Here is a 13,768-nt window from a genome sequence, read left to right as displayed (position 1 = left end):
CAGAGGCAGAGGCAGAGGCAGAGGCAGAGGCAGAGGCAGAGGCAGAGGCAGAGGCAGAGGCAGAGGCAGAGGCAGAGAATGATTCCATAGTCACAGGCTTATGGGTATTGCTTGATACCCGCGATGGCGCCTCTGTTCACCCCTTAAACCTGATCAGCTGTTCCACGAGCCATAGCAACACTGATGCAATGGCAGGCAGAGCAACCGCCTATCCCCTTAGAGCGCGAATAAAGCATAATCGCATTACAGACGGGGCCTAGGTCAATGCTAGTGAGCCCCTCCCCTTGATCCTCTTCAAATGGTTGCGATGGAACTGGGGGCGATTCACAGGGGATGATTACTCCCCCTGAATCGCACGCATAAAAAAACCGGCGCCTTGGCGCCGGTTTTTGCTCACTATCTCTCGATTACAGAGAAGCAGTGAAGGTACGGGTGATGACGTCTTGCTGTTGCTCTTTGGTCAAAGAGTTGAAGCGAACGGCATAACCGGATACGCGGATGGTCAACTGCGGATATTTATCCGGGTTTTCCATGGCGTCCAGCAGCATTTCACGGTTCATCACGTTAACGTTCAGGTGCTGACCACCCTCTACGTTGGCTTCGTGGTGGAAGTAACCGTCCATCAGGCCAGCCAGGTTGGCTTTCTGGGCTTCCATATCTTTACCCAGTGCGTTCGGAACGATGGAGAAGGTATAGGAGATACCATCTTTAGCGTAAGCGAACGGCAGCTTGGCTACGGAAGTCAGGGAAGCAACAGCACCTTTCTGGTCACGACCGTGCATCGGGTTTGCACCCGGACCGAACGGAGCACCAGCACGACGGCCATCCGGGGTGTTACCGGTCTTCTTGCCATATACCACGTTGGAGGTGATGGTCAGAACAGACTGGGTAGCAACAGCACCACGGTAGGTGTTCAGCTTCTGAATCTTCTTCATGAAGCGCTCAACCAGGTCACAGGCGATATCATCGACGCGAGCGTCGTTGTTACCGAACTGCGGGTATTCGCCGTCGATTTCGAAGTCGATGGCAACGCCATCTTCGTCACGAATCGGCTTGACCTTGGCGTACTTGATGGCAGACAGGGAGTCAGCGGCTACGGACAGACCCGCGATACCACACGCCATGGTGCGATATACGTCACGGTCGTGCAGCGCCATCAGAGAGGCTTCGTAGCTGTACTTGTCGTGCATGTAGTGGATGATGTTCAGCGCAGCAACGTATTGCTTGGCCAGCCAATCCATGAAGTGGTCCAGACGATCCATTACATCGTTGTAGTCGAGGTACTCGGACTTGACCATCTCGGTTTTCGGACCGACCTGGATCTTGAGCTTCTCGTCCATACCACCGTTGATTGCATACAGCATGGTTTTGGCCAGGTTGGCACGAGCACCGAAGAACTGCATCTGCTTACCAACGATCATCGGGGATACACAGCAAGCGATGGCGTAGTCATCGTTGTTGAAATCCGGACGCATCAGATCGTCGTTCTCGTACTGAACGGAAGAGGTCTCGATGGATACCTTGGCACAGTACTTTTTGAAACCGACCGGCAGCTTCTCGGACCACAGGATGGTCAGGTTCGGCTCAGGGGACGGGCCCATGGTGTACAGGGTGTTCAGCATACGGAAGCTGTTCTTGGTGACCAGAGTACGGCCGTCAACGCCCATACCAGCCAGGGTCTCGGTCGCCCACATCGGGTCGCCGGAGAACAGTGAATCGTATTCCGGAGTACGCAGGAAGCGAACCATACGCAGCTTCATGACCATGTGGTCCATCAGCTCCTGGGCTTCTTGCTCGGTGATCAGGCCTTTTTGCAGGTCACGCTCGATGTAGATATCCAGGAAGCTGGAGGTACGACCGAAGGACATGGCTGCACCGTTCTGGGACTTGACTGCCGCCAGGTAGGCGAAGTAGGTCCACTGTACGGCTTCTTTGGCGTTCTTGGCCGGTACGGAGATATCGCAACCGTACTTGGCAGCCATCACCTTCATCTGTGCCAGGGCACGGTGCTGCTCGGAGATCTCTTCGCGCAGACGGATGGTGGCTTCCAGGTTGACGCCGTTTTCCAGGTCAGCTTGCAGGGACTTGAACTGGGCCAGTTTGTCGGCCATTAGGAAGTCAACACCGTACAGAGCAACACGACGGTAGTCACCGATGATACGGCCACGGCCGTAGGCATCCGGCAGACCGGTGATAACACCAGACTTACGGCAGTTCAGGATGTCTTTGGTGTAAACGTCAAACACGCCCTGGTTGTGAGTCTTGCGGTATTCGGTGAAGATCTTCTCGACCATCGGGTCCAGTTGACGACCGTACACTTCGCAAGAAGTTTTAACCATCTTGATACCGCCGTTGGCGATGATGGCGCGCTTCAGCGGCTTGTCAGTCTGCAGACCAACGATCTGCTCCAGGCTCTGATCGATATAACCGGCATCGTGTGCGGTAATGGTGGAGGGCAGGTCAGTATCAAAATCAACCGGCGCATGAGTGCGGTTCTCGATTTTGATCCCTTCCATGACCTTGTCCCACAGCTTGGTGGTCGCTTCGGTCGCGCCAGCCAGGAAGGACTCGTCACCTTCATACGGGGTGTAGTTCTTCTGGATGAAGTCACGGGTGTTGACAGAGGTCTGCCATTCACCGGCCGCGAAGCCTTCCCATGCTTTTTGGAACTGTTCGTTAAGTTCTGCCATTTTTCATTACCTCACACGGTATTGATGTAGTATCCCGCAATCATCCTTAATGATGACGACGGAAGATAAACCAGTAAGTCAGACCAACCATCACGCCACCACCGATGATATTGCCGATGGTCACGGGGATGAGGTTGTGTAGGACGAAGTTGGATACGGTCAGGTCAGCAAAGGTTGCCGGATCCTGGCCGATGGCCTGCCAAAATTCCGGACTAGCCACGCTGTGGATAGCGATACCAACCGGAATCATAAACATGTTTGCGATGCTGTGCTCGAAACCTGAGGCAACGAACATGGCAACCGGCAGCAGCATAACCACTACCTTGTCAGTCGCGCTGCGGGCACCAAAGGCCATCCATGCAGCAAGACATACCATCAGGTTACAGAGGATACCCAGCGCCACCGCTTCGAAGAAGGTGTGGTGAATTTTGTGTTGGGCCACTTTGAGGGCGTTAAGGCCCCACTGACCGTCTGCTGCCGTGTACTCGGCAGAAACGATGATCAGCGCCACCATCAGCAGACCGCCAATCAGGTTACCGAAGTAGACCAGACCCCAATTCTTGAGCAGCTGAGCCCAGCTGATGCGATTGGCAGCCTTGGCCACCAGTGTCAGGGTGGTGGAGGTGAACAGCTCGGCACCGAGCAGCACACAGAGAATAAGTCCGAGAGAGAAGCAGAGACCGCCCACCAGCTTGGCCATACCCCAAGGCATGGAGCCAGTTCCGGTCGTCACTGTGATGTAGAAGATAAATGCGATGGCGATGAAAGCGCCTGCGGTGATGGCCAGTGGAATGACCTTGTATGCCGGCTTGGTAGCCTTGGCATAGGTGATGTCTTCAGCCAGTGCAGCGATGGCTTCGGGCTTGAGACAATCGAATGGAGATTCAGCTTTCAATTATTTTCTACCTGAATGTTTTGCCTGTTGAAATCATAACAAAGGGCCAAATAGCCAAAATTGACATTGATCAAGTTTATCAGAGTGCGAATGTAATTTTACTACAAATATTTTAGTGCGATGGCTACGCCACTTTACACCAGGTATCAGCTGAAACAGAAATATCACATTTTTAATGCAATGATTTTAAAGAATTTATTCTAGAGCATGGAAATGTGGCATTGGCAAGATATCTTTGCAGATCGACAGCACATCCCCTGCCCTGCCATCAACCCCCTTAGGGGTATTTTTTGTTTTTTATTTCATCTTTGAATAACAATCCCGTGCCTTGTCGCACGATAAACAGAAGGGGCCACACGGCCCCTTCCTTTACAGCAACGATCACGCCCAGTGATGGGCTCGCTTGGCCTTCTGCAGCTTCTCGTAAGCCGCCAGCAGTTTCTGGTGCAGCGGGAACTGGGAGAGGGACAGGTCAGCCGCCTCCAGCCCGTGGAAGCGTGCTTCGCCAGTGGCGTTGGCCCATGCCTGTGCCAGCGTCTCTTCACCATACATGCGGGTGAAGACGGCGCGATACTGCTCCGGATCCCGCTCCTCGTCGAGGAACAACTCGACGCAGGCGCGCAGGGCGCGGTAGTAGCTGGCACGCTCGGCAGTGAACACCGACTGGTTGAACTCCATGGTCCAGTCGATGAGATCCAGCGCCGTCTCCAGCTCACCGGCGGCCAGCGCCAGCATGGCTTTCAGCTCGCCAACGCGCAGGGTGTGCAGCGCGGTCCCCTTGGCGGCGGCGATGCCCAGCAGCTCGCGTACACGGGTACGCTCGTCGTGCCCCTCTTCATCCAGTTGATCAAACAACGCCATGTACTGCTCGGCATCCCAATCAAGTGATGGCAGTGCCAGGATCACTTCGCGCAGGTTGGCTCCCATATTGTTGTTGGCCAGCAGCAGATCTTCGGCCGGATAGATGTCGGACATGCCGGGCACCAGAATGCGGCAGGCGTAGACACCCAGATGCTCGTAGTCGGCGATATAGACCGGCTGCTTCAGCTCGTGGAAGATGCCGATCAGGTGGTCGAACTCCTCCTGCGAGGTGCCACGGAAGTCCCAGTCGGCAAACTCGAAGTCCGCATCTTGCTTGAACAGATCCCAGCTGATAAGGCCCGAGGAGTCGATGAAGTGGGTCTCGAGGTTGTGGTGATCCGCCACCTGCTCGTTGTCGAATGACGGCGGCACGAATACGTCGAGATCCTTGAGACCGCGGCCCTGCAGCAGCTCGGTGACGGTACGCTCGAAGGCCACTTCGAAGCGCGGGTGGGCACCGAAGGAGGCAAAGCAGGTGCCATTGCTCGGGTTAAGCAGCACCACACAGATGACCGGATAGCGGCCACCCAGGGAGGCATCGAAGCTGTAAATGGGGAAGCCTTCCGCTTCGAGGGCGGCGATGGAGGCTGCAATTCCCGGATAACGGGCAATCACCTCGTCCGGGATCAGCGGCAAGCTGATAGCCTCGGCGATGATCTTGTTCTTCACGTGGCGCTCGAACACCTCGGAGAGCGCCTGGGTGCGCGCTTCGGTCTTGGTGTTGCCAGCGCTCATGCCGTTGGAGACATAGAGGTTGCCGATGATGTTCATCGGGATGTAGACGGTCTCGTGATCGGACTGGCGCTCGAACGGCAGGGCGACGATACCGCGCTCTTCGTTGTTTGACTGAAGATCCACCAGCATGTCGGCGGTCACTTCACCATCCGGGTTGTAAAACTTGCGGGTGAAGCTGTCTAGCAGACCGGCCGGGAACTGGTCACCCTCGATGGGGAACCACTTTTCGTTCGGGTAGTGAACGAAATCGCCGTTGGCGACCTGCTCGCCCAGATAGAAGTCGGCGAAGAAGTAGTTAGTGGAGAGACGCTCGAAATATTCGCCAAGGGCAGACGCGAGGGCCGCCTTCTTGCTGGCACCCTTGCCGTTGGTAAAGCAGAGGGCGCACTCTTTGTCGCGAATATGCACCGACCAGACGTTCGGCACGGGGTTGAGCCAGGAGGCCTCTTCAATATCAAAGCCCAAGGCTTGCAGCTTGGTCTGGAAGCGTTCGATGGAGTCTTCCAGCGCCGCGTCCTTGCCGGGAATAAAAGTGTGGTCAGTCATCACGATATCCTGATTTTTATTGGCTCATGTTCGGCCGCAGATAATAGCAGGGGTCGGCGGCTTTGGCAGGACAAAAATCAGCAAACAGGGATGAGTCGCACGGTGAGAAACCGGCTTGCCCCCTCTCCCCGCCACAAACAGCGCGGGCCCGGGGATTGCCCGGGCCCGCTTGTTACGCAATGCGATACATCGTCAGAGCTGCTTGCCCTGGCTGGCGATCACCTGGCTGTACCAGTGGAAACTCGCCTTCTTGATCCGGCGAAGTGCCCCCCCCTGCTCGTCACGCTCCACGTAGACGAAGCCGTAACGCTTCTGGTAACCGTTGAGCCAGCTCAGGATGTCGGTGAACGACCAGGCACAGTAGCCGAGCAGTTCCACCCCGTCCTGCATCGCCTCCTGGCACGCCTTGACGTGGCTGCGCAGATAATCGATGCGGTACTCATCGTTCACCTTGTCGCCCGCCTCCAGCTTGTCAAACTCGCCAAGGCCGTTCTCGGTGATCATCAGCGGCAGACCATAACGGGAAGAGAGGCGACGCAGGGCGATGCGCATCCCGGTCGGGTCGATGGCCCAATCCCAGTTGCTGGTCTCAAGGTGCGGATTGGGCGCCGTCTTGTAGAGGCCGGGGATGCCGCTCGATGGCGTAGTGCCCTTCTTGCCGGTGGTGTTGATGCGCTGCAGGGTCTGACCGCCCAAGGGGTTATCTGTGTAGGTCAGGGTGTAGTAGTAGTTGACGCCGATGTAGTCGGGCGTCCCCTCGCGCAGCAACTCCATATCGCCCGGCAGGATCTCCGGCGCCTCGTCGTTTTCCCGCAAGTAAGCGAGCGCCGCCTGCGGATAGCGGCCGAAGCAGTAGGCATCCAGCCACCAGAGGTTGTTGAACTCCTCGGCGTTCTCGTAGGCCAGCATATCTTTCGGATCGCACGACGCCGGATAGGCTGGGGAGTAGGCAAAGCTCGGGCCGATGAGGCCATTTGGCACATGCTGGCGAAACGCCTTGATCACCCGGGCGTTGGCCAGAAACGCGATATGGTTGGCGGCAAAGAAGCGCTTGCGATCCTGCACGGCGGGCGGATGGGTGCCGAGCTGATAGGCGTTGGTCAGGTTGTAGTTCTGCTCGTTAAGCGACACCCAGTACTTCACCTTGCCGGCAAAACGCTGATAGAGGGTCACGCAGTAGCGCTCAAAATCCTCGATAATGCGTCGATCTTCCCAGCCGCCGTACTCATCCTGCAGCGCCTGCGGCAGATCCCAGTGATAAAGGGTCAGCACCGGTTCGATCTGGTGGGCCAAGAGGGTGTCGATCAGCTTCTCGTAGAAGGCCAGACCCGCCACGTTCACCTCACCGCGACCGGTGGGATAGATGCGTGGCCAGCTCACCGAGAAGCGGTAAGCCTTGAGCCCCATCTCGGCCATCAGCGCCACGTCCTCTTCCATGCGGTGGTAGTGATCCACCGCCACATCGCCGTTGCTCCCCTCAAAGGTCTTGCCCGGCAGCTTGGTGAAGAGATCCCACACCGAGGGCCCCTTGCCATCGGCATTCCAGCCCCCCTCCACCTGATAGGCGGCGGAGGCGGCGCCCCACAGAAAATCGCTCGGGAAGTCGTTGAACTTGTGGTGATGCATCTGGTGTTGCTCCTTCTGCGCTGATGGTGTCAGCCATCTCTGATAACTCGGCGCCCCCGTGCCGGGGCACCCGAAATGAATTGGCATAAGCATCCATCACTTCTAAAATTCCGTCCAATGACAAATATGACCACTCAACATTCCCAACAGGAATGAAAGGAGCCCTGATGGAGCTACGGGATCTGAAAGCCTTCGTCACTCTGGGGGAGGTGCTGCACTTCGGCCAGGCGGCGGTACGTCAGCACGTTACCCAGTCGGCCCTGAGCAAACAGATAAGGCGACTGGAGGAGGAGCTGGGCGGCGAGCTGTTCGAGCGCAACGCCAGCACCACTCGCCTCACCGGACTGGGCAGGGCGCTGTATGAAGATGCCCGCGCTGTGGTCATCCAGAGCGAGCAGCTCTCGCGCACCGCCCGCGACGTGCTGGCGGGCAATGTCGGCACCCTGCGCATCGGCTTTGGCGTGGCCACCAAAATCCTGGTGCCCGCCGCCATCGCCCGTTTTCGCGCCGAGCGGCCGCAAGTGACCATAGAGCTCAACGATCTCTCTACCCACCACCAGCTGCTGGCGCTGAGTGAAGGCAAGCTGGATCTCGGTTTTTGCCGCCTGCCCGCCCCCAAGGGGTGGCACGCCCTGCCAGTGGTCGAAGCACACTTTGTCGCCGTGCTGCCCGCCAGCTACCGCGATGTGAGGGAGTTGGCGGATCTGGTGGACAAGCCGCTGGCGATCCTGCGTCGGGACAAGGCCCCGTCGTTTTACGATCACCTGATGAACTATCTGGCCCAGAGCGGGCTGCGTTTTCGCGATATCCAGTACGTCAACGACTTTGCCGCTGGCGTCGCCACCGCGGCAGCCGAGATCGCCTGGACCCTGGTCCCCTCCTCCACCACCATAGAGCACCCGGATGTGCTCACCCTCCCCTTGAGAGACGGGGAAGCCTGTTGGACCATTGGCCTTATCCGTCCGCCCCACAGCAAGGGGCCCTTGATCGATGCCTTCTGGGCAACCATCGCCGATATGACGCCAAGATAGACACGCCGTTGGCAAACAGCAGATGGCGGCCGCGCATCAACGATAGCGTTCGACGATACGCGCCAACTCGCCGCTTTGTCGCAGCTGTTGCAGGGCACGGTTGAACTCGGTTATCCGGGTATTGAAGCGGGAGTGCTTGCCGATGCAGAGATTGAACGGGGTAGAGGCAAGCTGCAGCGGCACCTCGACCACCAACCCGGAGAGACCCAGCTGGTTAAGTTTGAAGCGTGCCACCAGTGGGTCTGTCACCATCAGGTCCCCCCGCCCCGCCGCCAGCATTTTGAAGACATTATCGACATTGATGGTGTGATGAACGGTGAAGCCCGCCAGATTCTCCTTGCCCCAGCCGTTACCGAAATAGTCGAGAAAGGTAAGTGATTTGAAGTCGCTCAAGCGGCTGGCACGCTGAAAATCGGTCATCCGGGGGTGGCCAAGCCGGGTAAATACCGTCAAAACCGTCGTGGTAACGGGCTCCTCCACCACCAATGTGTAAGAGCGGCGCTCCCGGGTGGCGATGGTGACAAAGCCATCGGCCTGCGCCATCCGCACCAGTTTTTGCGCCCGTTGCCACGGATAACCTTCATGGCGCACCCGCAGCCCCATGTGCGCTGCCACCCGATCCATCACGTCGATCATCAGCCCGCGCATCTTGCCCTGTTCGTCACGCCACGAATATGGGGCAAAGTCGTCAAAGTAGACCAGCTTCAACTCGGCCGCTGGCGCCGCCCATGCACTCTGCCACATCAGCAATCCCCACAGGATTGCGCTCCCCAGACTGACTCTCATGGCCGCGACTCCATCCACTTCTGCCAACTCTGAGCCTAGTGCAAAGCGGGCTGCGGCAAGGTTCAGGATCCAGTGGAAGAAGTGGCCAACGAAAAAAGAGAGAGGAAGCAATGGCTTCCCCTCTCTCGTTCGTTTGTCAGCACGCCACCTTACCGATGGCGGTCACGGCTAGCCGGTTACGCCAGCTCGGCCCGCAGCGCCCTGGTGGCATCGACCATCACCTTGAGGGCGGCCTCAGTCTCTTCCCAACCCCGGGTCTTGAGGCCGCAATCCGGGTTGACCCAGAGCCGCTCGGCCGGGATCTGCTTGGCCGCCTTGCGCAGCAACCCCTCAATCCAGCTCTGGCTCGGCACGTTCGGCGAGTGGATGTCGTAGACGCCCGGGCCAATCTCGTTGGGGTAGTTGAAGCGTTCGAACGCTTCGAGCAGCTGCATCTGGCTGCGGCTGGTCTCGATGGTGATCACATCCGCATCCAGCGCCGCCACCGCCTCGATGATGAGGTTGAAGTCGCTGTAGCACATGTGGGTGTGGATCTGGGTGCGGTCCGCCACCGGGCTTGCGCTCAGACGGAAGGCGCGCACCGCCCAGTCGAGATAGGCCTGATGATCCTGCTTGCGCAGGGGCAAGCCTTCGCGGATCGCCGGTTCGTCGATCTGGATGATCTTGATGCCGGCGGCTTCCAGATCTGCCACCTCGTCGCGAATGGCCAGCCCGATTTGCAGGGCGGACTGCTCGCGGCTCACGTCTTCCCGCGGGAAGGACCAGCAGAGGATGGTCACAGGGCCAGTCAGCATCCCCTTCACCGGCTTGTCGGTCAGGCTCTGGGCAAATCGGGTCCATTCGAGCGTCATGGGAGTCGGGCGGTCAATATCGCGGGTGATCACCGGCGGCTTGACGCAGCGGGAGCCATAGCTCTGTACCCAACCGAAGCGGGTGATGGCAAAGCCATCCAGCAGCTCACCGAAATACTCCACCATGTCGTTGCGCTCAGCCTCACCATGTACCAACACATCCAGCCCGATGGCCTCCTGACGCGCGATGGCATCGCGGATCTCGGCCTTAATGCCAGCCTCGTAGGCACTGTCATCGATGCGACCGGAGCGCCAATCCTGCCGCAACACCCGGATCTGGGAGGTCTGCGGGAAGGAGCCGATGGTGGTGGTGGGCAGCAGCGGCAGCTTGAGATCCGAGCGCTGCAGCTCGGCCCTGACCGGATAGGGACTGTGGCGATCAAAATCGCTGTTGGTGAGGCTGGCGAGCCGTGACTGCACCGCTTTTTTGTGCACCCGGCTGTCGGACTCCCGATCCACGATGGGCTGGCTGTAGGCGGTGATTTTGTCGAGCTCGCCCCCATCCAGATACTCTCTGAGCAGTCCCAACTCGAAACATTTTTGCAAGGCGAAGGCGAACCAGCTGCGGGTCTGGGGATCCAGCTCCTGCTCCAGAGTCAAATCCACCGGGCTATGCAGCAATGAGCAGGATGAGGCCACCCAGAGCCGCTCGCCGAGTTTGGCTTTCAGTGCCTTCAGAGTCGGCGCCAGCTTGGCCAGATTGGCACGCCAGACGTTGCGGCCGTTGATCACCCCGGCTGAGATGACCCACTGGGCGGGCAGATGCGGCAACAGGGTCTCCAGCTGCTCGGGGGCGGCCACCAGATCCAGATGCAGGCCATCTACCTTGAGGCTGGTGATGATGTCGCGCTGATGGGCCACCGAGCCGAAATAGGTGGTGAGCAACAGCTTGCAGGGGCCGCTCAAGCGCTCGTAGGCGTTGAGGTAGGCCAGCCGCCACTCGTCCGGCAAGTCCAGCGTCAGCGCAGGTTCATCGATCTGTACCCACTCCACTCCCTGGGCGGCCAACTTGGCCAGGATCTCCTGATAGACGATGAGCAGGCGATCGAGCAGTTCAAGGCGGGAGAAGCCGCTCTCTTTCTCCTTGCCGAGCCACAGATAAGAGACCGGTCCCAGCAGCACCGCCTTGACCGGCAGCCCCAGTGCTTTGGCCTCTTCTACCTCGTCAAACAGCTGGCTCCAGCCCAGCTTGAAGCGCTGATCACGGCTGAATTCCGGCACCAGATAGTGATAGTTGGTGTTGAACCATTTGGTCATCTCGGCGGCGGCCGCCGCTGGGCCGGTCGGCGCACGGCCCCGGGCCACCCGGAACAGGGTGTCGAGATCGGTCTCGCCATGGCGGTGACGGGCAGGCACCGCATCCACCAGCAGGCTGGTACCGAGCACCTGATCGTACCAGGCAAAGTCACCCACCGGCAGCAGATTGACCCCGGCGCCGTGCTGGGCCTGCCAGTGGCGCTCACGCAGCGTCTTGCCCACGGCAACAAGTTCGGCCTGAGTGGTCTCGCCACGCCAGTAGGATTCGAGGGCAAATTTCAGCTCGCGCTTGGCGCCGATACGGGGGAAGCCCAGGGTGTGTGCTCGTGTCATAGGTTCATTTCCTTATGCTCATTCATCTGATGGGAACTGGATGATTTAGCCATCCAGATGTTTACACATCCAAAATGACAAGATAAGGTGACGCTGGCTATTGAATCCTCTTCAAGTGGCTCTCAAATAATCCTCAACTGACCGCCAGTCAGGTTCACCGCGAGGATACAGAGGCCGATTTTTACAGGTGCAAGAGGTGCCGCAGTCAAGAAGCGCAGCAGGCCACCGCCGACCGCAACCTCAGCGCCAGACGCAATCTCACAAGGAGCCATCTTATGGCAGTGCCAAGCAATGCAGGGATAGAGATCAAACACTTGAAAACATTGACCGCGCTGGCCGAGCAGGGCTCGCTGGCCGGTGCGGCGCTGACCCTCAACCTCACCCAGTCCGCCCTCTCCCACCAGCTCAAAGAGCTGGAGACCCGCCTCAATCTGGAGCTCTACCTGCGCAAAAGCCGCCCGCTGGTGCTGACCGCCGCCGGCAGCCAGCTGCTCGCCCTCGCCCGTCAGGTGTTGCCCGCTCTGGCCCAGACCGAGAAGCAGTTGCAGGCCCTGCAGAGCGGCGATGCGGGCAGGCTGCATCTGGCGCTCGATTGCCACAGCTGCATCCAGTGGCTGCTGCCGCTGTTGCCCGATTTTCGCCGCCAGTGGCCTGGGGTGGATCTGGAAGTGGAGTCGGTGCCGGGCTTTGATGCCATCAATGCCCTGCTAGGCGGCCAGCTCGATCTACTGCTCACCTCCGATGTGCAGGCCCGCGGCGATCTCCACTTCGAGCCACTGTTTGCCTTTGATCTGACTCTGGTGATGGCGCCGGATCATCCCCTCTGCCACCAGAGCCGCATCGAGCCGGGCGATCTGGGGCCGGAGGTGCTGCTGGTCTATCCGGTGGAGCGCAACCGCATGGATATCTTCAGCCGCTTTTTGCAACCCGCCGGGGTGGAGCCCGCCCGCTGCAAGCCGGTGGACAACACCTCTGTGATGCTGCAGATGGCCGCCGCCGGCCTCGGGGTTGCCGCCCTGCCGCGCTGGGCCAGCGAGGAGTTTGTCAGACAGGGGATGCTCGGCGCCCGCCCCCTCGGCAGCGGTATTCGTCGCCATATGTACGGCGCGGTGCGGGCCGCCGATCGGGATCAAGCCTGCCTGCAGAGTCTGTTCGAGCGCATTCGCACCAAGATGGAGGGATAGCCCTCCTCAGCGTGGCAGACCGACCTCTGCCAGCAGTGCAGGCAACTGCGCCTTGATAAAGTCGATGAGGGCCCTGACCGCCGGTGACAGACCGCGCCGCACGGGATAGAGCATCACCAGCTTGCCATCTTTGGGACGCCACTCGGGCAGCAGTTGTTGCAGCCGCCCATCCGCCAACTCACTCACGCAGGCGTAAAGTGGCAAGCCCACCATACCGAGCCCCGCCAGCGCCGCCTGTTTGAGGGTTTGCACATTGTCGCTGCGCAGCAGCACATTGACCGCCACCTCCTCACTCTCCCCGCTATCGTGCCGCAGCCGCAACAGATCGGCCTGACGCTCCAGCGAGCTGAAGAGCAGGGCATCCTCTCCTTCCAGCTGGCGTGGATGCGCCAGCGCATTGTGGCGCGAGAGCCACGCCGGGGTCGCCAGCACGCCCCACTGCACCGTACAGAGCGGCACCTGCACTAGGCTGGAGGGGGGCTGCTCGAAGGCCACCCCGCGGATCACCACATCCAGCCCCTCCTCCAGCAGATCCACCTGCCGATTGCTGGCTTGCACGGCGAGCCTCACCTTGGGGTATTGGGCCATAAAAGCGGGCAGCAAACGGGCAAGCAGCGCATCGGCCATGGTAATGGGCACGCTGATCCGCACCAAACCGCTCGGCTCCTGCTGCCGTTGCCGCACAGCCGCCTCTCCGGCCTGCGCCTCGGCCAGCATCGCCTGACAGTGGCGATAGAGCACCTCACCGGCATCGGTCAGGCTGAGTTGGCGCGAGGTACGTTGCAGCAGCCGGGTATCCAGCCGCTCCTCCAGCAGCCGGATCCGGCGCGAGATCCGCGACTTGGGCACGCCAAGCGCCCGCGCGGCGGCAGTGAATCCCTGTCGCTGCACCACATGGGTGAAGAGATAGAGATCATTCAAATCAAGTTCCAGTGGTGTCATCGGGCTGCCTTGGTCAGGGTGAGGCGCATTC

General features: G+C 59.5%; 9 protein-coding genes. 2 read left to right on the top strand and 7 right to left on the bottom strand.

Going from position 1 to position 13,768, the window contains the following annotated elements; all coding sequences use genetic code 11:
• Positions 1-407 precede the first annotated feature (407 nt).
• The 4 genes from pflB to G5221_RS11100 all read right to left on the bottom strand — a co-directional run bounded on the left by pflB (position 408) and on the right by G5221_RS11100 (position 7,353).
• The gene (gene pflB / locus G5221_RS11115; protein ID WP_421263250.1) at positions 408-2,690 is read right to left on the bottom strand and encodes a formate C-acetyltransferase; all 2,283 of its coding nucleotides are present in this window, start codon (positions 2,688-2,690) and stop codon (positions 408-410) included.
• Positions 2,691-2,736: 46 nt separating this feature from the next.
• On the bottom strand, positions 2,737-3,585 hold the full coding sequence (gene focA / locus G5221_RS11110; protein WP_005333620.1) for a formate transporter FocA: 849 nt from the start codon (positions 3,583-3,585) through the stop codon (positions 2,737-2,739).
• A 381-nt stretch (positions 3,586-3,966) separates the two neighbouring features.
• Positions 3,967-5,727 carry a 30S ribosomal protein S12 methylthiotransferase accessory factor YcaO gene (gene ycaO, locus G5221_RS11105; RefSeq protein ID WP_421263249.1) on the bottom strand — a complete coding sequence of 587 codons (1,761 nt, stop codon included), beginning with the start codon at positions 5,725-5,727 and terminating at the stop codon, positions 3,967-3,969.
• A 192-nt stretch (positions 5,728-5,919) separates the two neighbouring features.
• Positions 5,920-7,353, bottom strand: a complete 1,434-nt coding sequence (locus G5221_RS11100; protein ID WP_421263248.1) for a glycoside hydrolase family 1 protein — start codon at positions 7,351-7,353, stop codon at positions 5,920-5,922.
• Between the two features lie 167 nt (positions 7,354-7,520).
• Between G5221_RS11100 and G5221_RS11095 the strand changes: the two genes are divergently transcribed.
• Positions 7,521-8,384: a LysR family transcriptional regulator gene (locus tag G5221_RS11095; RefSeq protein ID WP_021231364.1), complete on the top strand. Its 864-nt coding sequence runs from the start codon at positions 7,521-7,523 to the stop codon at positions 8,382-8,384.
• Between the two features lie 36 nt (positions 8,385-8,420).
• Here the strand turns inward: G5221_RS11095 and G5221_RS11090 are convergent, their stop codons facing one another.
• Positions 8,421-9,170: a substrate-binding periplasmic protein gene (locus tag G5221_RS11090; protein ID WP_421263247.1), complete on the bottom strand. Its 750-nt coding sequence runs from the start codon at positions 9,168-9,170 to the stop codon at positions 8,421-8,423.
• Between the two features lie 176 nt (positions 9,171-9,346).
• Entirely contained in the window at positions 9,347-11,611 is a 2,265-nt protein-coding gene (metE, locus tag G5221_RS11085) for a 5-methyltetrahydropteroyltriglutamate--homocysteine S-methyltransferase (protein ID WP_421263246.1), read from the bottom strand.
• Between the two features lie 275 nt (positions 11,612-11,886).
• Here metE and G5221_RS11080 point away from each other — a divergent pair, with 275 nt between their 5' ends.
• Positions 11,887-12,795, top strand: coding sequence for a LysR substrate-binding domain-containing protein (locus tag G5221_RS11080; RefSeq protein ID WP_421263245.1), 909 nt, complete (start codon positions 11,887-11,889; stop codon positions 12,793-12,795).
• Positions 12,796-12,801: 6 nt separating this feature from the next.
• Here G5221_RS11080 and G5221_RS11075 read toward each other — a convergent pair whose 3' ends face one another.
• Positions 12,802-13,737 (bottom strand): LysR substrate-binding domain-containing protein, encoded by a 936-nt coding sequence (locus G5221_RS11075; RefSeq protein ID WP_421263244.1) that lies wholly within the window; start codon positions 13,735-13,737, stop codon positions 12,802-12,804.
• Between the last annotated feature and the right edge of the window lie 31 nt (positions 13,738-13,768).

Source organism: Aeromonas sp. 602200 (genome assembly GCF_049173895.1).
Taxonomy (GTDB): Bacteria; Pseudomonadota; Gammaproteobacteria; order Enterobacterales; family Aeromonadaceae; genus Aeromonas; species Aeromonas veronii_A.
The sequence above is the reverse complement of the archived record's forward strand: the minus strand, read 5'-3'. Positions and strand labels throughout refer to the sequence as shown.

Bases quoted from the DNA above. Each gene is read 5' to 3' on its own strand.
- pflB (WP_421263250.1), bottom strand. From the start codon at position 2,690: ATGGCAGAACTTAACGAACAGTTCCAAAAAGCATGGGAAGGCTTCGCG.
- ycaO (WP_421263249.1), bottom strand. From the start codon at position 5,727: ATGACTGACCACACTTTTATTCCCGGCAAGGACGCGGCGCTGGAAGAC.
- G5221_RS11100 (WP_421263248.1), bottom strand. From the start codon at position 7,353: ATGCATCACCACAAGTTCAACGACTTCCCGAGCGATTTTCTGTGGGGC.
- G5221_RS11095 (WP_021231364.1), top strand. From the start codon at position 7,521: ATGGAGCTACGGGATCTGAAAGCCTTCGTCACTCTGGGGGAGGTGCTG.
- G5221_RS11090 (WP_421263247.1), bottom strand. From the start codon at position 9,170: ATGAGAGTCAGTCTGGGGAGCGCAATCCTGTGGGGATTGCTGATGTGG.
- metE (WP_421263246.1), bottom strand. From the start codon at position 11,611: ATGACACGAGCACACACCCTGGGCTTCCCCCGTATCGGCGCCAAGCGC.
- G5221_RS11080 (WP_421263245.1), top strand. From the start codon at position 11,887: ATGGCAGTGCCAAGCAATGCAGGGATAGAGATCAAACACTTGAAAACA.
- G5221_RS11075 (WP_421263244.1), bottom strand. From the start codon at position 13,737: ATGACACCACTGGAACTTGATTTGAATGATCTCTATCTCTTCACCCAT.